22 protein-coding genes and 1 tRNA gene are annotated in these 25,881 nt (G+C 66.3%); 11 read left to right on the top strand and 12 right to left on the bottom strand.

All coding sequences use genetic code 11. The features are described from left to right. The first annotated feature begins 42 nt into the window (after window positions 1-42). Window positions 43-116, top strand: a tRNA-Pro gene (locus ACFXNW_RS03220). 73 nt (window positions 117-189) lie between these two features. Here ACFXNW_RS03220 and ACFXNW_RS03215 read toward each other — a convergent pair. Together ACFXNW_RS03215 and ACFXNW_RS03210 are read right to left on the bottom strand one after the other, a co-directional pair. Continuing rightward, on the bottom strand, window positions 190-777 hold the full coding sequence (locus tag ACFXNW_RS03215; RefSeq protein ID WP_379415498.1) for a TetR/AcrR family transcriptional regulator: 588 nt from the start codon (window positions 775-777) through the stop codon (window positions 190-192). Between the two features lie 170 nt (window positions 778-947). Further along, complete coding sequence (locus ACFXNW_RS03210; protein ID WP_379415497.1) at window positions 948-2,171, bottom strand: cytochrome P450; 1,224 nt, start codon at window positions 2,169-2,171, stop codon at window positions 948-950. Window positions 2,172-2,353: 182 nt separating this feature from the next. Here ACFXNW_RS03210 and ACFXNW_RS03205 point away from each other — a divergent pair, with 182 nt between their 5' ends. The 3 genes from ACFXNW_RS03205 (at window position 2,354) to atzF (ending at window position 8,420) form a co-directional block, all read left to right on the top strand. Next, window positions 2,354-3,061, top strand: coding sequence for a GntR family transcriptional regulator (locus ACFXNW_RS03205; protein ID WP_379415496.1), 708 nt, complete (start codon window positions 2,354-2,356; stop codon window positions 3,059-3,061). An 85-nt stretch (window positions 3,062-3,146) separates the two neighbouring features. Further along, window positions 3,147-6,692, top strand: coding sequence for an urea carboxylase (uca, locus tag ACFXNW_RS03200; protein WP_379416267.1), 3,546 nt, complete (start codon window positions 3,147-3,149; stop codon window positions 6,690-6,692). After that, on the top strand, window positions 6,693-8,420 hold the full coding sequence (gene atzF, locus ACFXNW_RS03195) for an allophanate hydrolase (protein WP_379415495.1): 1,728 nt from the start codon (window positions 6,693-6,695) through the stop codon (window positions 8,418-8,420). A 95-nt stretch (window positions 8,421-8,515) separates the two neighbouring features. On the opposite strand, the gene ACFXNW_RS03190 is transcribed toward atzF, so the two are convergent. After that, window positions 8,516-9,094, bottom strand: coding sequence for a TetR/AcrR family transcriptional regulator (locus ACFXNW_RS03190; RefSeq protein WP_379415494.1), 579 nt, complete (start codon window positions 9,092-9,094; stop codon window positions 8,516-8,518). A gap of 102 nt (window positions 9,095-9,196) precedes the next feature. On the opposite strand from ACFXNW_RS03190, the gene ACFXNW_RS03185 reads away from it, so the two are divergent. Further along, window positions 9,197-10,453, top strand: coding sequence for an FAD-dependent monooxygenase (locus tag ACFXNW_RS03185; protein ID WP_379415493.1), 1,257 nt, complete (start codon window positions 9,197-9,199; stop codon window positions 10,451-10,453). Window positions 10,454-11,353: 900 nt separating this feature from the next. On the opposite strand, the gene ACFXNW_RS03180 is transcribed toward ACFXNW_RS03185, so the two are convergent. After that, window positions 11,354-11,848 carry a hypothetical protein gene (locus ACFXNW_RS03180; RefSeq protein WP_379415492.1) on the bottom strand — a complete coding sequence of 165 codons (495 nt, stop codon included), beginning with the start codon at window positions 11,846-11,848 and terminating at the stop codon, window positions 11,354-11,356. A 363-nt stretch (window positions 11,849-12,211) separates the two neighbouring features. Further along, entirely contained in the window at window positions 12,212-13,759 is a 1,548-nt protein-coding gene (locus ACFXNW_RS03175; RefSeq protein WP_379415491.1) for an MFS transporter, read from the bottom strand. A gap of 159 nt (window positions 13,760-13,918) precedes the next feature. On the opposite strand from ACFXNW_RS03175, the gene ACFXNW_RS03170 reads away from it, so the two are divergent. Next, window positions 13,919-14,656, top strand: coding sequence for a TetR/AcrR family transcriptional regulator (locus tag ACFXNW_RS03170; RefSeq protein ID WP_379415490.1), 738 nt, complete (start codon window positions 13,919-13,921; stop codon window positions 14,654-14,656). Window positions 14,657-14,858: 202 nt separating this feature from the next. On the opposite strand, the gene ACFXNW_RS03165 is transcribed toward ACFXNW_RS03170, so the two are convergent. Both ACFXNW_RS03165 and ACFXNW_RS03160 read right to left on the bottom strand, forming a co-directional pair. After that, the gene (locus ACFXNW_RS03165; RefSeq protein WP_379415489.1) at window positions 14,859-16,328 is read right to left on the bottom strand and encodes a catalase; all 1,470 of its coding nucleotides are present in this window, start codon (window positions 16,326-16,328) and stop codon (window positions 14,859-14,861) included. A gap of 51 nt (window positions 16,329-16,379) precedes the next feature. Next, the gene (locus ACFXNW_RS03160) at window positions 16,380-16,820 is read right to left on the bottom strand and encodes a Fur family transcriptional regulator (RefSeq protein ID WP_379415487.1); all 441 of its coding nucleotides are present in this window, start codon (window positions 16,818-16,820) and stop codon (window positions 16,380-16,382) included. A 341-nt stretch (window positions 16,821-17,161) separates the two neighbouring features. Between ACFXNW_RS03160 and ACFXNW_RS03155 the strand changes: the two genes are divergently transcribed. Next, window positions 17,162-18,520 carry a serine hydrolase domain-containing protein gene (locus ACFXNW_RS03155; protein ID WP_379415485.1) on the top strand — a complete coding sequence of 453 codons (1,359 nt, stop codon included), beginning with the start codon at window positions 17,162-17,164 and terminating at the stop codon, window positions 18,518-18,520. A 67-nt stretch (window positions 18,521-18,587) separates the two neighbouring features. Here the strand turns inward: ACFXNW_RS03155 and ACFXNW_RS03150 are convergent, their stop codons facing one another. From ACFXNW_RS03150 to ACFXNW_RS03135, 4 genes are all read right to left on the bottom strand, one after another. Beyond that, the gene (locus ACFXNW_RS03150; RefSeq protein WP_379415484.1) at window positions 18,588-19,622 is read right to left on the bottom strand and encodes an aspartate-semialdehyde dehydrogenase; all 1,035 of its coding nucleotides are present in this window, start codon (window positions 19,620-19,622) and stop codon (window positions 18,588-18,590) included. Window positions 19,623-19,625: 3 nt separating this feature from the next. Continuing rightward, on the bottom strand, window positions 19,626-20,891 hold the full coding sequence (locus ACFXNW_RS03145) for an aspartate kinase (RefSeq protein ID WP_379415482.1): 1,266 nt from the start codon (window positions 20,889-20,891) through the stop codon (window positions 19,626-19,628). 181 nt (window positions 20,892-21,072) lie between these two features. Next, window positions 21,073-21,648 carry a dihydrofolate reductase family protein gene (locus ACFXNW_RS03140; protein ID WP_379415480.1) on the bottom strand — a complete coding sequence of 192 codons (576 nt, stop codon included), beginning with the start codon at window positions 21,646-21,648 and terminating at the stop codon, window positions 21,073-21,075. Window positions 21,649-21,688: 40 nt separating this feature from the next. After that, a complete protein-coding gene (locus ACFXNW_RS03135; RefSeq protein ID WP_379415479.1) occupies window positions 21,689-22,252 on the bottom strand; it encodes a dihydrofolate reductase family protein in 564 nt (187 codons plus the stop codon). Window positions 22,253-22,323: 71 nt separating this feature from the next. Here ACFXNW_RS03135 and ACFXNW_RS03130 point away from each other — a divergent pair, with 71 nt between their 5' ends. From ACFXNW_RS03130 to ACFXNW_RS03115, 4 genes are all read left to right on the top strand, one after another. Then, entirely contained in the window at window positions 22,324-22,905 is a 582-nt protein-coding gene (locus ACFXNW_RS03130) for a TetR/AcrR family transcriptional regulator (RefSeq protein ID WP_379415477.1), read from the top strand. 30 nt (window positions 22,906-22,935) lie between these two features. Continuing rightward, window positions 22,936-23,127, top strand: a complete 192-nt coding sequence (locus ACFXNW_RS03125) for a DUF1918 domain-containing protein (protein ID WP_280235033.1) — start codon at window positions 22,936-22,938, stop codon at window positions 23,125-23,127. A 146-nt stretch (window positions 23,128-23,273) separates the two neighbouring features. Then, window positions 23,274-23,732, top strand: coding sequence for an SRPBCC family protein (locus tag ACFXNW_RS03120; RefSeq protein WP_163828020.1), 459 nt, complete (start codon window positions 23,274-23,276; stop codon window positions 23,730-23,732). A gap of 58 nt (window positions 23,733-23,790) precedes the next feature. Further along, on the top strand, window positions 23,791-25,002 hold the full coding sequence (locus tag ACFXNW_RS03115) for a low temperature requirement protein A (RefSeq protein ID WP_379415475.1): 1,212 nt from the start codon (window positions 23,791-23,793) through the stop codon (window positions 25,000-25,002). 22 nt (window positions 25,003-25,024) lie between these two features. On the opposite strand, the gene ACFXNW_RS03110 is transcribed toward ACFXNW_RS03115, so the two are convergent. Further along, the gene (locus ACFXNW_RS03110) at window positions 25,025-25,861 is read right to left on the bottom strand and encodes an ion transporter (protein ID WP_379415473.1); all 837 of its coding nucleotides are present in this window, start codon (window positions 25,859-25,861) and stop codon (window positions 25,025-25,027) included. Between the last annotated feature and the right edge of the window lie 20 nt (window positions 25,862-25,881).

Below are 25,881 nucleotides of genomic sequence, written 5' to 3'. Positions count from 1 at the left end.
GTCCGGCCCCGACCTGTTGTAAGCTACCTCAGGTCCGCTTCACGGGGTGTGGCGCAGCTTGGTAGCGCGCTTCGTTCGGGACGAAGAGGTCGTGGGTTCAAATCCCGCCACCCCGACTCGTGTGGTTGAGACACGATGGAAACCCTGATCAGCACTGCTGGTCAGGGTTTCCTTCTTTTATCGGCCCGCTCAGGTGAGCTCGAGGCGGTTGTCGAGCAGGAACGGTAGTAGGAAATTGCGGAGCAAGGCGCGTTCCTCGTCCTCGGTCGCGGCGGGCAGGGTCAGCAGCGAGACCATGGCGCGGACCGCCCACTGGCCGAGGCGGACCGCGGCCTCGGGTGCGAGATCGGCCCGGAAGTTGCCGACGAATGCGGTGGTGAGCGTGTCGATGACGCCCGGCGACTGCGACAGCTGGGCGACGATCCCAGCATTGGCCGGTTCGAACCAGACCGCCAGATGCGGCGTCTTGCGCACCTCGGCGAGCATGGCGGTGAGCACGTCGAGCAGCTGGCCTTCGGGATCGGAACCATCGAACCGGTGCTCTGCCCACACCCGTTCGATCAGCAGCCGCGCCTCCCGGCCCGCGAACGCCACATACAGCGACTGCCTGCTGTCGAAATAGCGGTACAGAGTGGCTCGGGAGCAGCCCGCCGCCTCGGCGACCTCCGCCATCCCCACCGTGGTGACACCCTTGTCCAGGAACAACGCGCGCACGGCGTCCAGGATCCGCTCCGCCGCCAGTTCCGCCCGCCCGCCGGCCAGCCAGTCACTGCTCACGCCATATCCCTTCCCGTCTCGAACGGACACTCCCGCTCGACCATCACCTTCCGCCGGACCACTCGCCCGGCTTCGGCGCTGATGCGCCGCCGCACGCACGCATCATCGGTCATCGCGGCATTGCCGATATGAGCGCACACCGCCGATGACCCACACCGCGGCAACGCTACTCATGCCGTGCACTTGAACGGGACCTTCGTCGGGCGGCGCACATACGGCCCGGTCGCATACTCGACCGCATCGACGTCGACCTGATACGCCGGGAACCGATCCAGCAACTCCTCCATCGCCACCCGCGCCTGCATGCGAGCCGCGGCCGCGCCAAGACAATGATGCGGCCCGTGACCGAAGGTCATGATGCGCTGCGGATTGCGGTCGATATCGAGTTCTGCCGCGTCGGCGCCGAACGCCTGCTCATCCCGATTCGCCGACCCGTACACCAGCAGCACCTTACGGCCGGCGGGAACCGTGACCCCGGCCAGCTCGGTATCGCGGGTGGTGGTGCGGGCAAGACCCTGCACCGGCGAGGTCAACCGCGCGAACTCCTCGACGGCGACCTTGATGCGGTCGGGATCGGCAGCCAACGCCGCGCGCTGCTCCGGATGCTGTTGCAACAGCTGCACCGCACCACCGAGCAGACCCGTAGTGGTGTCGTTGCCGCCCGCGACCATCGTCCAGGTGTAGGCCAGGATCTGCACGAAACCGTTCACATCGGTGTCGTCGGCGGCCATTCCGGCCTGCACCAGCAGCGAGACCGTATCGTCGCCGGGATCGGTGCGGCGGCGCTTGATCAGCTCGGCGAAGTAGCCGAGCATTTCCATCGACGCCTGCTGCGCATCGGCAGTGCGTTCGGTGCTGGCCGCGACGACAGCGTCGGTCCAGCCGTCGAAACGATCGCGGTCGGCCTCGGGCACCCCGAGGTAGTAGGCAACCACCATGCTCGGCAGCGGTTTGAACAGGTCGGTGACGATGTCGCCGCCACCCTGTTCAGCCAGTCGGTCCAGCCGCTCGCGCACGAAGCTCCGCACCACCGGCTCGACATCCTCGACCTGACGTGGCGTGAATCCCCGCGCGACGAGTTTGCGGAAGTCGGTGTGCTCCGGCGGATCCTGCATGACCAGTGGCGGATTGGCGGTCAACCCGATCTGCTCGAGTTCGCCGTATTCGACGGTCAGCCCGTCGCTCGAGGAGAAGGTGGCGCTGTCGCGGGCGGCCGCATAGACGTGCTCATGCCTGGTCAGCACCCAGTAGTCGTGGTCGGGCTGCTGCGCCGGGACCACACGGTGCACCGGATCGTGCTCGCGCAGTGCGGCATACATCGACCACGGCTCGCGCCAGGTCTCGCCCGAACGCAGTTCGAACACTGGATCGGCACGATACTCATTGTCCAACATGTTCCGAAGGTAAGACAGAAATTAGTTTTTGTCTAGTGTCGGATCAACAGCAAGTCCGAGGCGGGAAGGAGTAGGGAAATCGACGATCGCGCCGTGACGGCCGCGACCCTGTGAGCAGACGCTTACCTACCGGTTACGCGAGGTGATTCCACGGAAACGCGAGGTCCATAGCGTATACAGGCATGTCGACACGAGTGGCCGCACCGGCTGAAACCTCGGGTAAACCGCTGCGGGACGTGGTGTACGAAACGCTGCGGGCCGAGCTGATGAACGGCGACATCAAGTTCGGCGAACGGCTCACCGAGCCGAAAGTCTCGACCCGGTTCGGGATCTCACGCACTCCGGTCCGCGAGGCCCTCACCGTGCTGTGCTCGGACGGGCTGCTCCAGCGCGAGGAGTACGGCTTTTCGCCGGTGCGCCCGAGCATTCCGCTCGTACGGGATCTGTATGAACTGCGAATCACCCTGGAAATGGGCGGTTTACAGCGAGCCATGCAGAACGCCGATGTCGTGCACGATCACGCGCTGCTGCGGGCCGAACGCGAGGCCTGGCTGGTACTACAGGCCGACCCGCCCGAGCAGGAGCCGGGCTTCGTGGTCCGCGACGAAGAGTTCCATGTCACGTTGCTGACGGCGTCCGGCAATGCCGAGATGGTGCGTGCCCTGCGCTCGGTGAACTCCCGGATCAGGCATGTCCGGATGTACGACTTCATGGTCAACAACCGGATCGAGACCACCATCTCCGAGCATCTGGCGATCCTCGATGCGGTTCTCGCCGATGATCTTTCGCTGGCCTATCGCCTGCTACACACCCATATCGGTGAATCACTCGACGTCGTGCTCGACCGGGTCACCCGGGCGATCGCCGCCATGTCATTGGCCACCGACTAGTACCAACTGAACACAGGAGCCCGACGTGAGCCTGGATTTCGATACCGTCCTCGTCGCCAATCGGGGCGAGATCGCCTGCCGGATCATGCGCAGCGCCCGCGCTCTCGGATTGAAGACGGTCGCCGTCTATGCCGAGGCCGACGCCGGCGCTGCTCACGTCGAAATGGCCGACGCAGCCGCCTGTCTCGGCCCGAGTGCCGCCTCGGAATCGTATCTACGCGCCGACCGGGTGATCGAGGCCGCGCAGGCCACCGGTGCCGGTGCGATCCACCCCGGTTACGGATTCCTCTCCGAGAACGCGGAATTCGCGTCGGAGGTCACGGCGGCCGGTATCGCGTTCGTCGGTCCGACCCCGCAGCAGCTGCGGATTTTCGGCGACAAGCACACCGCCCGTGAGGCCGCCCGAGCGGTCGACGTACCGCTGGTGCCGGGCTCAGGGCTGTTGGAAACGGCCGATCACGCAGTCGCCGAGGCCGAACGGATCGGGTTCCCGGTCATGCTCAAGGCGGTCGGCGGCGGCGGTGGTATCGGTATGCAGGCCTGCCACGACGCCGACCAGTTGCGTGTGGCCTACGAGCGCGTGCAGCGGCTGGCCGCCACCAATTTCGCCACTTCCGGCGTCTTTCTCGAGCGCTTCGTTGCGCGTGCCAGGCATGTCGAGGTGCAGGTGTTCGGCGACGGCCACGGCCGGGTGGTCAGCCTCGGCACCCGCGACTGCTCCCTGCAACGACGCAACCAGAAGGTGATCGAGGAGGCGCCCGCTCCCGGGCTCGGCACGGAACTGTCGCAGCGGCTGCTCGAGGTGTCGCGCGAGCTGGCCCGTTCGGTCGGCTACCGCTCGGCAGGCACCGTGGAGTTCGTCTACGACGCCGACCGTGACACCGCGTCATTCCTCGAGATGAATACCCGGCTGCAGGTGGAACATCCGGTGACCGAAGCGGTGACCGGAATCGACCTCGTCGACTGGATGTTGCGACTGGCAGGCGGTGATACCACGATGCTGGACGAGCTGCCCGAGGCCGGTCCGCCGATCAGCGGCTGGGCGGTCGAGGCCCGCGTCTACGCCGAGGACCCCGGCCAGGACTACCGGCCAAGTGCGGGCCTGATCACCGAGACCATTTTCCCCGACGACGCCAGGGTCGACACCTGGGTCGCCACCGGTACCGAGGTCAGCCCCTACTACGACCCGCTGCTGGCCAAGGTGATCACCCACGGCTCCCACCGCGACGCGGCCTTCACCGCTCTGACCGAGGCATTGGCAGGCACCCGCATCCACGGCGTGCAGACCAATCTGCCGCAATTGCGCGCCGCCACCACCGACCCGACCGTCCGGCAGGCCGGTCATATCACCGCCACCCTCGCCGATATCCGGCCAACGGGCGCGCGCATCGACGTGGAACGGCCCGGAACCATGACGACCATCCAGGACCATCCAGGCCGGATCGGCCTGTGGGAGGTGGGTATCCCGCCGTCGGGTCCGATGGACGATCTCTCGTTCACCCTCGCCAATATCGCCGCCGGTAATCCGGCAGGCACACCTGCCCTGGAATGCACCCTGCACGGCCCGCGACTACGCTTCGCCGCCTCCGCCGTGGTGTGCGTGACCGGCGCCGACGCCCCAGTTGCCGTGAACGGCGAGCCTGTCGCCATGTGGGAGCCGATCACTGTGCCCGCGGATGGGGTTCTGGATATCGGCGCCCCTGCTGATACCGGTCTGCGCACCTATATCGCCATCCGCGGCGGCATCGACGCACCGCTGTACCACGGCAGCGCGGCCACCTTCACCCTCGGCGGCTTCGGCGGCGTCACCGGAAAAGCACTGGTCAATGGGGATGTCCTGCATCTGGCAGATACCACCGACGCCGAACCGCACCCGATTCCGCCGGCCGAGCGCCCGGATTTCGGCCATGCCTGGGAGCTGGCCGTCGGCGAGGGCCCGCAGACCGCGCCCGCCTATTTCACCGACGCCGATATGGCGAAGTTCTACGCCCACGAATGGCGCGTCGGCAGCCACGCCAATCGCACCGGTATCCGGCTCGAAGGTCCCAAGCCCACCTGGTCGCGAACCGACGGCGGTGACGCCGGGCTGCATCCGTCGAATCTGCACGACAATCCGTACAGCGTCGGCGCACTGAATGTCTCGGGCGACACCCCGATCCTGCTCGGACCCGACGGCCCGAGCCTCGGCGGATTCGCCTGCCCGCTGACGGTGGTTTCCGCACATCGCTGGAAGCTGGGCCAGTTGCGCCCCGGCGACACCGTCCGATTCGTGCCGGTGGACGACACCACCGCGAACGAATTGCGCACTTCGAACCAGGCACGCGCCCGCGCAGCGGTACCGAAACCACTTGCCGGACTGAGTGATCGCGGCATCCTTGCCGACGGCGCCGCCACCGGCGAACGACCGCAGGTCAGGTATCTGCGCGGCGGTGACGACAATGTGCTGGTCGAATACGGCGAGATGGTGCTCGATCTGGGCCTGCGCATGCGGGTGCACGCACTGTCCACCGCCCTCGCCGCGGCCGGTCTACCCGGGATCATCGACGTGACCCCGGGCGTGCGCTCGCTGCACATCCATTTCGATCCCGATGTGCTGGCCCAGCATCGGCTGCTCGGCGTGCTGGCCGAGCTGGAAGCCGAGCTGCCCGCCACCCAGGATCTGGTGGTGCCGAGCCGCACCATCCGGTTGCCGCTCTCGTTCGACGACCCGTCCATCACGGAGGCCATCGACCGATATCGCAGCGGAGTCCGCGACAGCGCACCGTGGCTGCCGTCCAATACCGAATTCATCCGCCGCATCAACGGTCTCGACAGTGTCGACGATGTGCGCGCGACGGTCTTCGCCGCCGAATACCTGGTACTCGGCCTCGGCGATGTGTATCTCGGCGCGCCGCTGGCAGTTCCGCTCGACCCACGCCACCGACTGGTCACCACGAAGTACAACCCCGCGCGCACCTGGACTCCGTCCGACGCGGTCGGCATCGGTGGTAAATACCTGTGCGTCTATGGGATGGCCTCCCCCGGCGGCTATCAGCTCATCGGCAGGACCGTACCGATCTGGTCGAGCTACCGCCAGCCCGCGCCGTTCGAATCCGGTACGCCCTGGCTGTTCCGTTTCTTCGACCGCATCGTCTGGGAGCCGGTGAGCGCCGAACAGCTGCTCGACTACCGGGCCGCGGCCACCGCGGGACGGTTCGATGCCGAGGTCAGCGACGGCACCTTCGCCCTGGCCGACCATCTGCGGCTGCTCCGCGACGAAGCCGAGTCGATCACGGAGTTCGAGACCGAGCAGGCGGCCGCGTTCGAGGCGGAGAAGCAGGCATGGCACGCCGCAGGCGAATTCCACCGCGGCACAGCGGATGAGGTGGTCACCGAGGCCATCGACGATCCGCTGGCCGGTATGCCCGACAACGCCACCGTGGTGTGCGCACCGATGATCGGCAATGTCTGGCGGGTGGAAGTCGAAGCGGGACAACGCCTCACCGCCGGTGCCACCGTGGCCGTGCTGGAAGCGATGAAACTCGAATTGCCGGTGCAGAGCCCCGACGCGGGCACGGTGCTGAAGGTCCTCGCCACCCCGGGTGCCAAAGCGGAACCCGGAACCCCTCTAGCAGTGATCGGAGTCGACTGAATGTCCGCCGGCATCCTCGGCAATACCACCTCGCCCACCGCGCGCGTCGCCGCCGCCTACCATCGTATCGCGGAGGTGGACCGGCCGGAGGTCTGGATCACCCTGCGTCCGGAGCATGAGGTCACCGCCGACGCCGCGGCGGTGCAGCAGCGGCTGGCCGCAGGCGTCGAGCTGCCGCTGGCAGGCCTGCTGGTCGCGGTCAAAGACAACGTCGACGTCGCCGGACTGCCCACCACCGCGGGCTGCCCGGAATTCGCCTACACACCGGAGGTCACCGCCTGCGCCATCGAGCGGCTGATCTCGGCGGGTGCCGTGGTGCTGGGTAAGACCAATCTCGATCAGTTCGCCACCGGGCTGGTCGGCACCCGCAGCCTGTACGGGCCGGTGCGCAATGCGATCGATCCTGAGCTGGTCTCCGGCGGATCCAGTTCGGGCTCGGCCGTCGCGGTCGCACTGGGCATCGCCGATATCGGTATCGGGACCGACACCGCGGGTTCGGGTCGGGTGCCCGCGGCATTGCAGGGCATCGTGGGGATCAAGGCGACGCTCGGCGTCATCCCGGTGCACGGAGTGGTGCCTGCGTGCGCGGATTTCGACGCCCTCACCGTTTTCGCGGTCGATCTCGAACGAGCCGTGGCGGCGGCCGCGATCATGGCGGGCCCGGATCCGCGTGATCCGCGCAGCCGGACCCGGCCCGCCGACGTGCTGCTGGCCGCGCCGCGGCAGCCGAAGGTGGCAGTTCCCCGCGCCGACAACCTGACCACATTGAGCGCGCCGTACCGCGAGGCGTTCGCCAGAACTGTTGCCGGTCTGGTCGATTCCGGTGCGACCGTCACCGAGATCGACATCTCGGTGCTGCTGGATGCCGCACTGCTGCTCTACGACGGTGCGATCGTCGCCGAACGTTTTGCAGCAGTAGGTGCCTTCGTGTCGAGCGCGTCCGCGGAGGCACTCGACCCCACCGTCGCGGGCATCATCCGCGCCGCCGAGCACACCACCGGCCCGGGCTTCGCCGCCGACCTCGACGCCCTCGTCACCGCCCGCGCCGCCGCGAAAACACTGCTCGACGGCTACGACGGTGTGCTGCTGCCGACCACCACCGAGCATCCGACGATCGCCGCCGTGCAGGCCGACCCCCTCACCATCAACCGCAGAATGGGCACCTTCACCAATTTCTGCAATCTGCTCGATATGGCGGCGGTGGCCGTGCCGGGGTCGCCTACCGCGCAGGGCTCGCCATTCGGCGTGATGGTGGTGGTGCCTGCCTTCGCCGACCAGGTCGCGATCGATATCGCGGCGCGGTTGGCCGGCACCGACAGCACGCCCGCACTGTTCGGCCATGACGCCGAACTCGCCGTCTTCGGCGCACATCTGCGCGGTCAGCCGCTGTTCTGGCAGCTCGAACAGATCGGTGCCCGCTTCGCAGGCGAAATCCGCACCACCGACGCCTACCGCCTCACCGCCCTCGACACCACGCCGCCCAAGCCCGGCCTTGTCCGCTACGGCCCCGGCAAGGGCGCGCCGATCGTCGGTGAACTTTTCCAGCTCTCGGCTGCCGGCCTGGGTTCGTTCCTTGCCGCGTTGCCCGCCCCGATGGCATTGGCAGGCATCGAACTCGAAGACGGCCGCACCGTCGTCGGGTTCGCGTGCACCTACGACGCGGCGGTCACTGCTACCGATATCACCGAATTCGGTGGGTGGAAGAAGTACCTGGAACAGCTGGGTTGAGTCCGGCCACGCGCGTCGGGGCTTGGCAGTCGGCAGACGAGGACGCACTGCGGATCGAGCCGCGGTGCGCCCTCGACGCCATCACGGCACACGGCTCAGTTCCTCGGCGCAAGGGCGGCGATCGCGAGCGCCAGTTCATCGCCGCTGGGTAGCGCACCCTCCGGTTCCGTAATCCATTGCAGCGCCAACCCGTTCAGCAGCGCGAAATACAGCCGCGCGACCGCTCTGGTCTGCTCCTCGGTCAGTTCCGGATCCGATTGGGCGATCAGGTTCGCCAGCTCGGCGACGGCCTCGGCCAGCAGGCCGGACATATGCTCGGCCTCGCTCGGGGTGCGGTGAATCCGGATCACGTTCTCCACACTCGCCACCAGCATCTGCCGGTTGCGCGCAAAGACCTCCGCGAAGTCGTTCCACACCAGCGGGAAGGCCTCCGCGGCTGACCGGCCCTCCTTACTCGCGTCTGTGATGCGCTCGTCGAGCGCGTCTCCGATCTCGCGTCCCGATTCCGAGGTGAGCGCCTCGGTGAGCAGACGCTCCTTCGAACCGAAGTGATAGCCGATCGCGGCCAGGCTCACGCCCGCCGCATTCGCGATGTCGCGCGCTGTCGTCGCGGCGAACCCGCGCTCATATACGCAGGTCCGCGCCGCTGCGAGCAGGTCCTCCTTGTTTCCCATGACCACCACTGTAATGGCGTCTTGCACATTTGTACTAGACAGATGTGCAAGACGTCTGTTAGACATTTGTCTAAGACGTTCGAGCAAACAAAGGACGAGACGATGAGCACCCAGCCCGCCACCCACACCCCGCAGCCCGCAGCCCGCCCCCGCGTTCTCGTATCGGGTGGCGGGATCGGCGGCAATGCTGTTGCGCTGCAACTACTCCGGCACGGCGTCCCGGTCACAGTGATCGAGCGCGCCGCCGCTCCCCGACCGGGCGGTCAGGCCGTCGACCTGCGCGGACCGAGCCGCGAGGTGGCCGAGCGGATGGGTCTGATGCCCGGCATCCGCGCCCATCAGCTCGACGAGCGCGGCATGCGGCATGTCGACGCCGACGGCAAGGAACTGCTGCGCATGCCGGCCGACATGTTCGACGGCAAGGGTGGTGTCGCCGAGATCGAGATCACCCGCGGCGATCTGAACCAGGTCCTGCTCGACGGCATCGAAGCGGCAGGCGGTCTCGACTACCGATACGGCGAATACCTCGAGGCGATCACCCAGGACGACGATGGCGTCGAGGTCACCTTCGCCTCGGGAACCACCGAGCGATTCGACCTCGTGATCGGCGCCGACGGACTGCATTCGGCGACCCGCCGCCTGGTCTTCGGCCCGGAAGACCAGTTCAGCACCTACCTCGGCGGCTACATGTCCTTCTTCACCATGCCGACCCCCGTCGACACCGAACCGCACTGGTTCACCATGCACTCGCTGCCCGGTGCGACCGGGCTCGGAATGCGGCCCGACGCCGATCCGTCTACGTCGAAGGCGCTGGTCGTGATTCGCGCCGAGGCCGACCCCGCGCTGCGCCGCGATATGGCCGCCCAGCAGCGTCTCATCCGCGACCGCCTGGCAGGCGGGGGCTGGGCCGCCCCGGCGATCACAGCGGCAATGGCCGACGCCGACGACTTCTACTTCGATGAGCTGGCCCGCATCGATATGGCGAGCTGGATCCATGGTCGCATCGCGCTGGTCGGCGATGCCGGCTACTGCGGCTCCCCGCTCACCGGCCAGGGCACCGCCATGGCGCTGGTCGGTGGTTACGTACTGGCCGGTGAGATCGCCAGGCATGCCGATGATCCGCGCCGGGCGCTGGAAAGCTACGAGCAGGTGTTGCGCCCGTTCGTCGCCCTGGCGCAAGAGTTGCAGCCCGGCGGTCTACGGGCGATGACGCCGAAGACCCGCTTCGGAATTCGGGCCGGCCTGCTTGTCAGCAAACTGATGACCGCACGGATCATGAAGCCGCTGATGATGAAGATGCTGTCGAAGACCGAGAACTACGATCTGCCCGACTACCCGGCGGCCACACCTACTCGTTGAGTCTCCGCTTGCCGGTCACCGCTGGTGGCCGGCCAACCATTCCCGGCCACTTCCAACATGTGCGGCGCGAGTGTGGAACTGGTATAGGCCATCGGCGAACAGTGAATGGTTACCTTCGGCGGCGGCAGAACCCGGATCGCGTCCATCCTTCTGGGCCGTGACCGCTCTTGCTCTGCTGCGCAGCTTCCGGAAGAGCCGGAACGTGTCGCAGGACCTGCCGGCCGGACCGATCACCCCGCGAGATCGGTCCGGCCGATGTGGCTCGAATCCGGCCTGTCACCCCGCGAGACAGGCCGAACCCGAATCCCCTTCCCCCTCGTCAACCCCTCCCGCCCCGGGCCCCTTCCCGGCTCCGGCGGACCCCCAGCCCCCGCGGTTCCCCACCTTGCGAGGCGATCCGCACGTCGCAGCGGCCAACCTTCGGACCGACCTTTCGGCCTCGGCCGCGCGCCGATTTCTCGAGCCCACTTTTGCGGGCTGTCGTCGACCCGACATTCCGGATTCGACTCATGGGATCCCCACATTCCAGGCATCCCGGCACCCGACATTCCGGGTCGAGTGGCATTTCCCCCTCGGCTCCCTCCTGACTGCCCACCCCCGAGGCAGTCAGGAGGTCACCGATCCCCCGCCGGTCCTGCCACCGAGTCCCCGCACTCGATGACACCCCTCCCAGCGTGTCCCCCGATCCCCCGATCGGGGCCCCACCCGGTATCCGTCCCCCGTCAGGTCCTCCCCGGCCTGCTCCGCTCGGATACCCTCGGGCCCTCCCCGGCCCCAGTGGCACCGGATATCCCCGGTCCGGCGCCGCAGCGTTCACCCCTCCCCAGTGGCGGGCGCTGCTATTCGGTGCGTCGGGCCCTCCCCGGCCCGATCACCGTCCCCCGTTTCCGGACCTCGCGACTACTGGCAGTAGTCGAAGGTGCCGAGCTCGGTGCGACCGTCCTTGATCAGGTAGCTGGTCGCGGTCAGGTCGGTCTTGGCGACCGGGTTCTCACCGTCCGGCGCGAGCCACTCGACCTCCTGGATGACCAGGTAGGCGTTGGGGTCGTTGCGCAGGACGTCCATCTTGGTGTCGTCCATATCGGCGGCCTTGGTGTCGGTCGCCTTGCCGGTCTCCCACTCGCCCGAACCGGCGAGGGTGCCCTTGGCGGCGTCGATGATCACCGTGCGGTAGCGGATCTGCTGGTTCTCACCCGGCAGGTAGCCGGGCTGGGCGTAGACGACCGGCGAGTCGATCTCGATCCGGATCTTGTCGCCCTTGTGCGTGCAGGTGGCCTGGCCGGTGACGGCGGCACCCGGGTTGCCTTCGGTGGCGGCCGAGGCAGTGCCCGCGCCGAGAACGAGGGCGGTGGTCGTGGTGGCGAGAGCGAGGGCGGTGGTCAGCTTGCCGATCATCGTCAGTACGTCCTGTTCGGGGTTTCGGTCTGTTCTTTCCGGTGTGTTCCGGTGTTGACACAAACAATGCCGCCCCCAGCTTGGCGCGCCCTTAAGAAGAACTTGCAGCACCGAAATCCCAGGTAGAACGCCTCGGATCAGCGAAACTGGACCAGTTTGCGGCGCGGGTGCTCGATTCGCGCCATGATGGAAGTAAGTGCGGCAAGAAGATTGGGAGCGACGATGGAAACCGTGGTGGTCTGGGCGATGGCCTGCGTGTTGTACTGGTTCGGGCTGCTTTAGCGACCTCGCGGTACCCGCTGGACATAGATCCGCCCCTGACCGGAATGGTCAGGGGCGGAATGCTTTTCTACGCCAAATCGGTCAGCGGGCCAGCACCTCGTCGGCCTCCTCCTTGCCGGTGTCCTCCATCTCCGCAGAGTCTTGTCTGCGGTCGCGCATCAGCACCAGCGACAACAGCGCCGCACCGACCACCGCGCAGGCACCGCCCACGAACGTGGTCGACATCGCCGAGGTGAAGGCCTCCCGCGCCGCCACCGCGAGCCCGGTATCGCCGGTATCGAGGGCCACCGCCAGCGCGTCGGTGATCGACTCGCGGGCGTCATCCGGAGCCGATTCCGGCATCCCGCCGGTGTAGGAGCCCGCGAGAACCGCGCCGAGAACGGCGACGCCGAGTGCCGCTCCCGCCTGCTGGATGGTGTCGTTGACCGCCGAACCGACGCCGGCATGCTCACCTGGCACCGCGCTCATCAGGGCGCCGATCGCGGCGGGCATGGCCAGGCCGAGTCCGCAGCCGAGCACCGCGACTGCGATCGCGGGCTGCCAGAAACCGGCACCCGCGTCGAGGGTGGCCAGCACGGCGAATCCACCCGCGGTGATCAGTAGGCCGGTGGCGGTGATGGTGCGGTGGCCGAGCTTGGCGGTCAGGCCGGCGCCGATCGCGTTGCACGCCAGCACCGCGACGGCCATCGGGGTGAAGGCGAGCGCCGTCTCCATCGGGGTGTACTCCAGCACGAACTGCAGGTACTGGGTGAGCACCAGCAGCAGCCCGCCATTGGCGAAGGTCAACAGCACCAGCGAGAAGCTCGAGCCGGTGAACACACGATTGCCGAACAGCTCGAGCGGCACCATGGGTGTGGCGGTATTGAGTTCGCGGATCACGAATCCACCGAGGCCCGCGATCGCGATCACCAGCGCGGTCAGCGTGCTCGGCGCGGTGAAGCCATCAGCCGGGATGACGATGATGGTCCACACCAGAGCGGTCATACCGACAACAGAGAGCACCATGCCGGGCAGATCGGCCTTGCGCCACGGCCCCTTCGATTCCGGCATCAAGGCCAGCGCGGCGATGATGGCCAGCACCACGATCGGCACGTTCAGGATGAACACCGAACCCCACCAGAAGTGGTCGAGCAGCACACCACCGAGCACCGGGCCGCCGACCATACCCACCACCGACACCGCGCTCCATGCCGCGATCGCACGAGGACGTTCGGCTTCATCGAAGACGGTGATCAGGATCGACAGGGTGCTCGGCATGATCAGCGCACCGCCGATGCCCATGACGACCCGGCCCGCGATCAGCAGTTCCGGATTGGTGGCGAAGGCGGCGAGTACCGAGGCCGCACCGAACAGGATCAAGCCGACGACCATCACGAGGCGGCGGCCGTACCGGTCGGACATGCTTCCCGAAGTCAGCAGCAGGCCGGCGAACACCAGGATGTAGGAGTCGATGATCCACTGGATGTCTTGCGCGTCGGCGTCCAGGTCGGTGGCGATCTGCGGGACCGCCACATTGAGCACCATATTGTCGACGACCAGCACCAACGTGCTCAGGCAGAGCACGATCAGGATGAGCCAGCGGCGCGGATGACGCTGCGGCGGTGCGCTCATATCCGTCTTGTCGGTCATTTTCGTGAACCCTTCCGAGTAACCGTTCCGCACGGTGTGCGTTATTCCGAACACTGTACGGTTAACCGCACACCGTGCGCAATAGCGCACGATGTTCGCCCATGCGAACACTGTGCGATCAGCGGCTATGCTGGGAATACGAGCGACAGAGGAGGCTGTGTGGCCGTCGAGGAACAAGAGATCCAGTCGGTCTGGACCCGCCCGCAACGGCGGCGGCGCGACCAACCGGCGCTGAGCCGCGAGCAGATCGTTGCCGAGGCGATCGGACTGCTGGACGCGGAGGGCGTGGCGGCGCTGAGCATGCGGAAGCTCGGCGCCAAGCTCAACGCAGGCGCCACGTCGCTGTACACCCATGTCGCCAACAAAGACGAGCTGATCGAGCTGGTCACCGATGAGGTACTCGGCGAACTGCCGATCATGTCGGTGCCGGATCCGAGCCAATGGCGTTCGGCGATCACGGACCTCGCCACGGAGCTACGGGCGACGATCCTGCGCCATCCGTGGCTGGCCTCGGTACTCGGCGAGATCGGCACGCTGTACCTCGGGCCCAACATGATGCGGGTCTCGGACTCGGTGCTGGCCACGTTCGAGGCGGCCGGATTCGATATGGCCGCAGCCGACCACGCCATGAACGTGGTCTTCTCCTACGTCCTCGGCAATGCGCTCGCCGAGGCCGCGTCCATGGTGGTGATCGCGCGCAGCGGGGTCGACGAGGAGGAATGGATGCGCAGGGTTTTCCCCGCCGCCGAAGCCGCCGCACGCCCCTACCCCACGGTGCACAAGCGCTACACCTCGGCACAGAATCCGGCCTGGAAAGCGAAATCCCGCGAGGAATCCTTCGCCCACGAACTCGGCTTGATCCTGAACGGAATCGACGCCGTCACCGGGAACCGCTGACGAGCTGCCGCGGGAACCACCCCACCGGCGTGCGCACACCGGACGACGACACAACGAGGCTGCACGCCAGGCGACCCTGGATGCCGCGGAGTCCTCTCGGCACGTAGGGCTGCTCACCGATGGGTTGCCGTGTCGATGCCAGAACCCGGAAACGGGCGATGCCCCCGGCCATTGAGGCTCGGGGGCATCCCTTTTCGACGGATCAGGCGTTGCCGTTGAGACCGGCGCGCACGCCTTCCTCGACGCGCTTACCCAGATCGGTATCGACGTTCTTCCAGTACTCGAAGACCCGGCTCAGCACCGGCTCCTGCACACCGCCGAGCACATGGCCGACGATATTGCTCACCAGACGATCACGCTGTTCGTCATTGAGCACCTCACGGACGAGGGTGCCCGGCTGGGTGAAATCGCCGTCCTCGGCGTGCTGGACGTAGCCCGCGCGCACCGCCTTACCGTCGAACTCCCACAGGCCACCGTCACCGGCGAGCTCCGGATCGGCGTGCGGGCCGCCGTAGGAGTTCGGCGCGTACACCGGCACCTCTGGCGCGTTGAAGTCGTACCGCATCGCGCCTTCCTTGGAATAGGTGTTGACCTCCGCGGCGCGCGGCGCGTTCGGCGGCAGTTGGGCGTAGTTGGTGCCGATGCGGTAGCGATGGGCGTCGGCGTAGGCGAACACTCGCCCGAGCAGCATCTTGTCCGGCGAGTAGCCGATGCCGGGAACGATGTTGGACGGCTCGAACGCGGCCTGCTCGATCTCGACGAAGAAGTTGCGCGGATTGCGGTTGAGCGTCCACTTGCCGACCTCGATCAGCGGGTAGTCCTTCTTGGACCAGACCTTGGTGAGGTCGAACGGGTTGAACCGGTAGGTCTCGGCCTCGGCGACCGGCATGATCTGCACATACACGGTCCAGCTCGGGAATTCACCGCGCTCGATGGCGTCCCAGAGATCCTGGCGGTGCAGGTCCGGGTCGGTGCCCGCGAGCCGATCGGCCTCGGCCTGGGTCAGGAATTCCTGGCCCTGATCGGTGCGGAAGTGGTACTTCACCCAGACCCGTTCACCCTCGGCATTGATCCACTGATAGGTGTGCGAGCCGTAGCCGTTCATATGGCGGTAGCTCTTGGGCAGGCCGCGATCACCCATCAGCCAGGTGACCTGATGCGCCGACTCCGGGCGCAGGGTCCAGAAGTCCCACTGCATGTTGTGGTCGCGCAGGCCGGAGCCGGGCAGCCGCTTCTGCGAGCGGATGAAGTCGGGGAACTTGATGGAGTCCTTGATGAAGAAGACCGGGGTGTTGTTACCGACGAGGTCGTAATTTCCGTCCTCGGTGTAGAACTTGATCGCGAAACCCCGTGGGTCACGCCAGGTGTCGGGGCTGCCCTGCTCACCGGCGACGGTGGAGAAGCGCACCAGCGATTCGGTGCGCGCGCCGGGCTGGAACAGCTTGGCCTTGGTGTACTTCGCGATCTCCGGGTTGGTCACCACCAGCTCGCCGTACGCGCCCGAGCCCTTGGCGTGCACGATGCGCTCCGGCACCCGCTCCCGGTTGAACTGCGCGAGCTTCTCGATCAGGTAGTGGTCGTGCAGCAGGACGGGGCCTTGGGTACCCGCGGTCAGCGATTCGTTGTCGCTTTCGACGGGAATGCCGGTGTTGGTGGTTGTCGGCTTGGTCATATAAGCCTCCTCGGCTGGTCAACGGACCCGGGATGGGCTGACCCGGGACTGTCAGGGTGTCGGCCGTCGGTCCGGACGGCAGTTCGGGCACAGGCCCCAGAAAACGACCTCCGCCTCATCGAGGGCGAAACCGTGTTCGTCGTCGGGTTGCAGGCAGGGGGCGCTGCCCACGACACAGTCCACGTCCACGACCGTGCCGCAGTGTCTGCACACCAGGTGGTGATGGTTGTCCCCGGTTCTGGCCTCGTAGAGCGCCGCCGACCCGGCCGGCTCGATGCGCCGCAGGATGCCGGCGCGGACGCAGGCGTGCAGCACGTCGTAGACGGCCTGGGTGGAGACCGAGCCCAGATGTTCACGGACGGTGACAGCGACGGTGTCGGCGTCGGAATGCGGGCGAGCCGCGACCGCGTCGAGCACCGCCACCCGCGGGGCGGTGACCCGCAGACCGGCCGCGCGCAACTGCTCGCGGGGATCGGTGCTGTCGGTGTGCATACTTCGAGTTTCCACCTTTTCTGGAATTAGTCAAGAAAATAACTGGTGGATTGCCGAGCGATGACGCGCCGCCCAGTGTAGTGACGCCCGTTACAACTGGGGAGCGGAATAGTTCCGGATCGAGGCTCGTTGATACCCGCTGTCGATGTCTGAGCAGCCCCGGGCCTCACCCCATCTGTCGCTACGAGCGACCACTCGCCGAGAGGCGCTTGCCGGATGTCGACGCGAGAGTCGTGACGTCGGCGTGATGTCGGGCGACTCGACGCCGCCAGGTTCCCCCCGACCTGGCGGCGTTTCTCATATACCGACCTGGTCCGATCGCGAGCGTTAATCTGATTCGCATGGGGCGTTTGGGTGGACTCCTCGCAGGGGTCACAGCGGTTGCACTGGTAGCGGGGCATCTATTCGCCGCGTCCGCGGGAGCGGCACCGGCCGCCGCCGCGACATCGACGGAATGCTCCGTGCAGTCCGGACGGGAACCGGAACGGGCCGCACCCGAAGCGGTCGGGCTGGATTCGCAGCGGCTCGCCGACGCACTGACCTTCGCGAGCACCCGGAATCGGTTGAACGTTCAGGTCTTCCGGCACAACTGCCTCATCGGCGAGGGCCCGACCAACGACCAGACCGGCAATGTCGCCTGGAACGTATGGAGCGTCACCAAGAGCGTCGTCTCACTGCTCGCCGGAATCGCCTCGGACCAGGGAAAACTCGATATCTCCGCACAGATCGGGCGTTACCTGCCACCGGAACTCGGCGACCAGCAGCGGCGTGCGATCACGGTGGAGAATCTGCTGACGGAAACGTCGGGGATGCGCGTGGGTGTGGTCACCGAAGGCATCACCGGCGTGATCCCGCTCGATCCGAACAGTGCGGTGCAGGCGCTCGGTGTACCGCTCGACCATGAACCCGGCACCGTGTTCAGCTACAGCCAGCGCAATGTCGATCTGCTGTCGTATGTGATCGAACTCGCCGTCGGTGAACCGCTACAGCAGTTCGCCCAGCGCGAGCTGTTCGATCCGCTCGGGATCGAGCGCGGCGACTACTACTGGGCTCGCGACCGGGTCGGCCACACCTACGGCTACGCGCATCTGATGATTCCGCCCAATGACCTGGCCAAGCTCGGGCTGCTCGTCGCCAACGACGGACGCTGGGGCACAACGCAGCTCGTGTCGAAGAGCTATCTGGACAAGGCCCGCACCCCATCGGCCACCAATCATTGCTACGGCTACCTGTTCTGGCTCGGGCCCTCCTGCGCGGAGAACGCGAGCTTCCTGCCGTCGGATATGTACTCCATGGCGGGTATGGGCATGCAGAACGTGTTCGTGTTCCCCAGCCAGGATCTGACGGTGATGTGGACCGGGATGTTCGGAAACGTCAGCGCGCACGGGCCGTCCGGCGTCATCCAGAATATGGCCGAACTGCCGTACGAGTTCTTCCGCAGGCTGTTCGCCGCCTTCGACGAGCCACCGGTGGCCGACCCCGGTCCGTACGTGGAGCCGCCGTTGACGCTGGACCCGAATGCCTTCATCGACACCGACATCCTGCTCGCCATCGTCGGCGTCGGGCCCTCGGCGTATCCGGGCTGCAATGTCTTCGCGTGCCTGAACCAGCCGCTGCGTCTCCCGTTCAGCGACGCGCCGCCGGGATGCGCGATCCTGGCCTGCCTCGGGCCCGACCCGCGCACACCGGGCATCCACTGACGACGAGAGCCCGGCCCCGCTGCCTCGTCAGCAGTGGGCCGGGCTCTGTGGTCCGGTGCGCGCCGGCTCAGCGGTCGGCGAGCAGGACTTCCGCGATCTGGATGGTGTTGAGCGCAGCGCCTTTACGCAGGTTGTCACCCGAGATGAACAGCGCGAGCCCGCGACCGTCCGGCACGCCGGGATCCTGCCGGATCCGGCCGACGAGCGACTCGTCGCTGCCCGCCGCCTGCAACGGGGTGGGAACATCCACCAGCTTGACGCCGGGTGCCTTGGCCAGGATCTCCTGCGCCCGCACCACCGACAGCGGTTCGGCGAACTCGGCGTTCACCGACAGCGAGTGCCCGGTGAACACCGGAACGCGCACACAGGTGCCGCTCACCGCGAGGTCGGGGATGCCGAGGATCTTGCGGCTCTCGTTGCGCAGCTTCTGATCTTCGTCGGTCTCGCCGGAGCCGTCGTCGACGAGCGAGCCGGCCAGCGGCAGCACGTTGAACGCGATCGGCGCGACGTAATTGTTCGGCGCGGGGAACTCGACCGCGCTGCCGTCGTGGGTGAGCTTCTCGGCGTCATCGATCACGGCGCGGGCCTGCGAGGCCAGCTCCTCGACACCGGAAAGACCACTACCGGATACCGCCTGGTAGCTGGAGACGATGAGCCTGCGCAGCCCGGCGATCTCGTGCAGCGGCTTGAGCACCGGCATCGCGGCCATGGTTGTGCAGTTGGGGTTGGCGATGATGCCCTTGACCAGATTGCGGGTCTGCTCCGGGTTCACCTCGCTGACCACCAGCGGCACCTCGGGATCCTTGCGCCAGGCCGAGGAGTTGTCGATCACGGTCACTCCGGCGGCGGCGAAGCGCGGCGCCTGCACCCGCGACATCGTGGCGCCCGCGGAGAACAACGCGATATCGAGCCCGGACGGATCGGCGGTCTCGGTGTCTTCCACCACGATCTCACCACCGCGCCAGGGCAGCTTCTTGCCCGCGGACCTGGCCGAGGCGAAGAAACGCACTTCGTCGGCCGGGAAGTTCCGCTGTTCCAGCAGCGCGCGCATGACGGCGCCGACCTGACCGGTCGCGCCGACGACTCCTACCCGTACTCCCATGACTTATCGCCCCGTTCCGGCGTGTACGACGGCGACCTCGTCGCCGCCGAGGTCGAAGGCACGGTGCAGCACCTTGACCGCTTCATCGAGCTGGGATTCCGCGACCAGCACGGAAATGCGGATCTCGGAGGTCGAGATCAGATCAATGTTCACTCCGGCGTCGGCCAGCGACTCACAGAACGTCGCGGTGACACCAGGGTGACTCTTCATCCCGGCACCGACAAGGGAGACCTTGCCGATGTTCTCATCGAAGCGCACCTCCGAGAAACCGATCTCGGCCTTACGCTCGGCGAGGATCTGCACCGCGCGGACGAGTTCGCTCTTGGGCAGGGTGAAGGTGATGTCGGTCTTGCCGGTCTCCACCTCGGAGACGTTCTGCAGCACCATGTCGATATTGATTTCCGCGTCGGCGACCGCCCGGAACACCTTCGCGGCGTAACCCGGTTCGTCCGGCAGGCCGACGACAGTCACCTTGGCCTCGCTGCGATCGTGCGCAACGCCGGTCAGGATTGCCTGCTCCATCGGGATGTCCTCCATCGATCCGTAAACGGTAGTGCCCACCTTGTCGGTGTACGACGAGCGCACATGCACGGGCACGTTGTAGCGCCGCGCGTACTCCACACAACGCAGCATCAAGACTTTCGACCCGCACGCGGCCATCTCCAGCATCTCCTCGTAGGAGACCTGCTCGAGTTTCTGCGCGTCCGAGACGATCCGCGGGTCGGCGGTGAAAACGCCGTCGACGTCGGTGTAGATCTCGCAGACGTCGGCCTTCAGCGCCGCGGCCAGCGCGACAGCAGTGGTGTCGGAGCCGCCGCGGCCGAGCGTGGTGACGTCCTTGCTGTCCTGGCTGACGCCCTGAAAGCCGGCGACGAGCACGATGAGACCCTCGTCGAGTGCTTCCCGGAGCCGGCCGGGGGTGACGTCGATGATCTTGGCCTTGCCGTGCGCACCGGTGGTGATGACCCCGGCCTGGGAGCCGGTGAACGAGCGCGCCTGTTCGCCCAGAGTGTGGATCGCCATCGCGACCAGTGCGTTGGAGATGCGCTCGCCAGAGGTGAGCAGCATGTCCATCTCACGGGCCGGGGGCTCCGGTGCGACCTGCTGGGCCAGATCCAATAGCTCGTCGGTCGTATCGCCCATTGCCGAGCAGACCACGACCACCTCGTGGCCCTGCTTCTTCGTTTCGACGATCCGTTCAGCGACGCGCCGGATACGCTCGGCCGAGGAGACCGACGATCCTCCGTACTTCTGAACAACAAGAGCCACGTCAGGCTCCTCCCAGATCGACAAACAAGCTGATTCCAGTGCTTCAGCGTACCGGCCCGGATCCAGGCATTTCGGGGCTACCTCCGCGCCTGTGTAAAAGGACACAACGGCACCGGATCTCGTTTGAGATCGATGCCGACGGGCTATTGCCGCCGGTGACCGGCCTCCTCCGGGAGCACGGTCAGGACCGGGTGAGCCAGGTGACCTGCGTGCCGTTGCTGAACTCCCGACGCTTGCTCGGAGTGAACAGCGTGGGCCGGAACGGGCCGTCGAACGCGCGGATACCGGCGCCCGCCGATACCGGATAGCTCTTGATGACGAGTTCGTCGATCTCGTCGATCAGCGCACCCGCGAGCTTGCCGCCACCCGCCAGCCAGATGTCCATGCCGTCCTCCTGCTTCAACCGGCGCACCAGGCCCACCGGATCGGATTCCACCAGCACGACGCCGGGGTCATCGATCTGGCGGAGGGTGCTGGACACGACGTACTGGCGCATATGCCCGTACGGGCTGGTGATGCCGACGGCGAGACCGGGGTCGTAGGTGCCGCGGCCCATCACCAGGGTGTCGAAGTTCTTGTTCGGTGTGCCTTCTGGGACGCCGAAATGCGGCTGAGCATGGGTCGGCAGGGTCTCCGGGTAGTCGGAGGCGATCCATGCGGCGAAGTCGGGCGCGATCGGGAAGAACTCGATGCCGCCGTCCGGGCCTGCGATGTAGCCGTCGAGGGTCATGCCGACGTAGTAGACGAGCTTTCGCACGGGTGTCCTGCTTTCTATAGGAGGGTGAGGTCGGGGCGATTCAGGCGCGGGAGTACCAGTTGACCTGGTTTCCGCTGTCGAAGTTCTTGCGCTGGATCGGGGTGAACAGCGTCGGGTTGAACGCGTCGGTGAAGGCGGCGATGCCTGCGCCCGCGACGACGGGGTAGCTCTTGATGATCAACTCGTCGAGTTCGTCGAGCAGAGCACCGGCGAGCTTGCCGCCGCCGCAGAGCCAGATGTCGAGGCCGTCGCCGCGCTTCAACTCCCGCACCAGGGCGACAGGGTCGCCGGCCACCACCTCGACGGCCGGATCGACGCTCGGATCGAGGGTGCCGGAGATGACGTATTGCTTCATATGCGCAAAGGGGTTGGCCTCACCGACTTCGTATGTGCCGCGGCCCATCAGCACCGTGTCCCAATCCCTGTTCGGCGCATCCACCGCCATCCCGATATGCGGCCGGGCACTGCTCGGTATCGAGTCCGGGAACTCTGCGCACATCCATTCGGTGTAGTCCTCGGTGCCCGGGTAGAAGTCGAATTCGTCGCCGGGGCCCGCGATGTATCCGTCCAGCGAGACGGCGACGTAGTAAACAAGCTTTCGCATCTGCACCACCTGATGTGTTGTACTCTGTTCGTAGTGATTTCAACGTAGTACTACGAATGGAGTGGTGTCAAGTGCGGACAAACCCCGAACGTCGACAGGCGTTGGTCGACGCGGCAATCGAAGTGCTCGCCAACGAGGGCGCACGTGGGCTGACCTTTCGCGCCGTAGACAAGGAAGCAGGCGTGCCCGCGGGGACGGCGTCGAACTATTTCGCCAACCGCGACGACCTGATGACCCAGACCGGCAGCCGGTTCTACGAGCGCCTGGAACCCAGCCCGGCGATGATGGCCAAGCTCGGCGGCCCCAAGACCGAGGAAACGGTCATCGAACTGATGACCGACGTGGTCGATCGGCTGGAAACATTCCGCACCGGGTATCTGGCGCTGCTGGAACTGCGCCTCGAGGCCACCCGCAGGCCGGAACTGCGAAAAGTCCTCACCGAACGGGTCCGCGCCGATATCGAATACAACGTCCGCAACCACATCGATTCGGGCATGCCCGGCGACGAGGAGACGGTATTGCTGCTCTACCTGGCGCTGAACTGGCTGATCGTGGATCGGCTCACCCTGCCCGGCATCTTCACCGAAGAGCAGAGCCGCCGACTGATCGCGACCGCGGTTTCCCGCGCCATAGCCGACCGTGACGGGTTGTGATGTGCACCACGGTCCCCGATAATGGGAGCCATGATGGCGAACGTCGGAGATCGGCTCCATGTGCACGGTCACATCGTGGGCGACCATGATCATCTCGGCGAGATCGTCGAGGTGCGCGGCCCCGACGGTTCACCCCCGTATATCGTGCGTTTCGAGGACGGACACGAGTCGCTGGTGTACCCGGGACCCGACGCGACAGTGGAGCCGCCGGGCTCGAACTGACCCTCACATTTCGGTCATCACGCAGGCCCGCATCGACCGCCGGCCAACCGTATAGCTACCTACGGAACCGTAGGCGCAGTGTTGACGATCACTGTGCCGCTGGGGAGAATCGGCGCGTTGGTAATGCGGGGGTGCGGAGGTAAGACATGCGTACGAAGACCGATATCCGATTCGTCGTCGACACAGACCCCGCGCAGGTCATGGATGCATTAGCGGCGGTAGAAATGCTCCCGGATTGGTCGTCGGCCTACACCGACGCACGCGTCGCCACCCGCGACGACGAGGGCAGACCGCGCCGGGTTTTCGTCAAGGCCGAGATGATGGGCAGCAACGATCTGCAGGTCCTCGAATACGACTGGGACGTCGACCGCTCCTCCTGGGAGGTCGTCGACAGCACCCGCGGGGTCAAAGGCGGCGGCTTCTTCGAGGTGACCGAGACCGACGAGGGCACCCACATCTGGTACCACACCGAGCTGTACCTGCCCATCCCCGTTCCCGGCTTCCTGCTCAAGCGCACCGTGCGCCGCGCGAACGAGGCGATGGTGCAGACGTTCATCGAGTTCGCCGAACGATTTCCCGAAACGGAGTCGTTTCAAACCGCGTGAGGACTGAGCCCGCCTGTCCGGCGGGCATGGCAGGCGCTGAGCTGCCACGATGTCATCCATGATCGGATCCAAACGAGCTCGGTTGCAGCCGATGGCCGAGGGCTCCTCGGTGACACAGCTCGAACTGTTCTTCGACCTGGTCCTGGTCTTCGCGTTCACGATGGTCACCGACCTCGCGGCCGAGGAAACCACGGCGAAGAACCTGCTGCGCGCGCTGCTCTGCCTTGCCCTGATGTGGTGGCTGTGGATCGCCTACTCGTGGCTCGGCAATCTGGTCCGTGCGGACGAGGGCATCGCCAGGGTCGCCATGTTCGTCGCGATGGGCGGCGCATTCATCGCCGCGCTCACCATTCCCGAGGCCTTCGACGACCTGGAGGGCGGCTGGTTCGGACCGTTGGTGTTCGCCATCGCCTACATGGTCGTTCGACTCGTCCATCTGGTCATGATGTGGCTGGCGAGTGCGGGTGACACCCAGTTGCGCGGGCAGATCCTGCGCTGGGCGGTCGGCTCGATCACTCTCGGCGCCACGTTGCTCGTTGTCGCCGCGCTCACCGAAGGCCGAGTCCAGATCGCGCTGTGGATCGCCGCGATCGCGGGCGACTGGCTGTGGACGCGGTTCGCAGGGACAGGATGGCGGCTCGCCTCCGCCAGCCACTATTCCGAGCGTTACGGGCTGATCATCATCGTGGCGCTCGGCGAATCCATCGTCTCCATCGGCATCGGGGTCTCCGGGCTGCCCATCTCCTGGCCGATCACGCTCGCCTCGATGCTCGGCCTTGCCATCTCCGGGCTGCTGTGGTGGGCCTACTTCGATGTCGCGGCGCTCACCGTGGAACACGCGCTACAGCGAGCCGCCGGCGCACGGCAGATCAAGATCGCCCAAATGTGCTATATGTACTGGCATTTCCCGATGATCGCCGGGATCATCGGCCTGTCGCTCGGGCTGAAGAAGGTGCTGTACTACGTCGGCGACGAATCCGACCACAGCCTCGGCGACGCCCTGTACGGGATACCACTCGGCGCGCTGTACGGCGGTGTGGCGATCTATCTCGTCGGGCTGGTCGGATTCAAGCAATATGCGACCGGCACCCTGTCCGTCGCCCGGATCGTCACAGTGGTCCTGCTGATCGCGCTGGCTCCGCTGGCCGCCGCGCTGCCGGCCCTGGCCGCGCTGACGATGCTGTTCGTCGTACTCGCAGCACTGATCGGCTGGGAAACCGTCCGGCATGCAGGCGCGCGGGACGAGATCCGGCACGCTATCGCCGAATGAAACGGACCTGACGCCGGCTCACTCAGAGCGGGAAGTGGTGGCGCACGGTGTGTTCCAGTGGCGTCGGGCCGTAGGCAGACGGCGGCACCTTCACACCGTTGCGCAGCGCATCCCGGATCTGATCGATGTTCTCCCGCAACAGATCCGAGACGAGTTCATCGGTGCGCGGATCGTCGAGGAACTGGAACAGGATGCGGAAGACGGTGTCGGCGACCAGGCGAATGATGTCGTCATGGAAGGGCAGATAGCGCACCCGCCCCGCCTTCGGATCGTTCTTGATCAACTCCACGATCATGTCGTCGAGTTCCTTGCGGTTCTCCTCCAGCGCCGCGGCGATGTTCTGGGCGTAGTGGCCGGCCCGTAGCGCGTGGGCGACCTCGTCGAGCACGGCCATCGTCACCGGCTGCTTGATCGTCTCCACGATGGTGCCGACCGAACGGTTGATCACCGCGGCGGTGACCCGGTCCCCGAACACTCGGTCGGCCACCCGGGCCAGCCGCACCAGAATGACCACGATCCGCAGCAGCCGGAACCCGCGCAGCCAAGGCGTGGTCACCGGGATCATGCCGAGCACTTCGTACCAGTAGATGAACGGGAAGGTCCATGGCCAACCCGCCCGGCGCCACCGGTAGAGGAATTCGATCGCGAAGACCCCGCAGATGGTGAAGTCGGCGATCACGATGGTCCGGTAGGTCTGCGCGGACACCTCGAAGAAGGTGACCCAGCAGACCAGCACCACCGAGATGATGGCCAACCCGAGCATTACGAAATCGGTCCACAGCGTGGGCGGCTTGCGCGGGAAATCATCCGGCTCGGGCACCTCGTCCAGTCCATAACCGGTGGGCGACGCTACTGCCACGTGAGGATCCCTTCGATGCC

The sequence above is a fragment of the Nocardia sp. NPDC059180 genome, from assembly GCF_042754945.1.
Taxonomy (GTDB): domain Bacteria; phylum Actinomycetota; class Actinomycetes; order Mycobacteriales; family Mycobacteriaceae; genus Nocardia.
The sequence above is the reverse complement of the archived record's forward strand: the minus strand, read 5'-3'. Positions and strand labels throughout refer to the sequence as shown.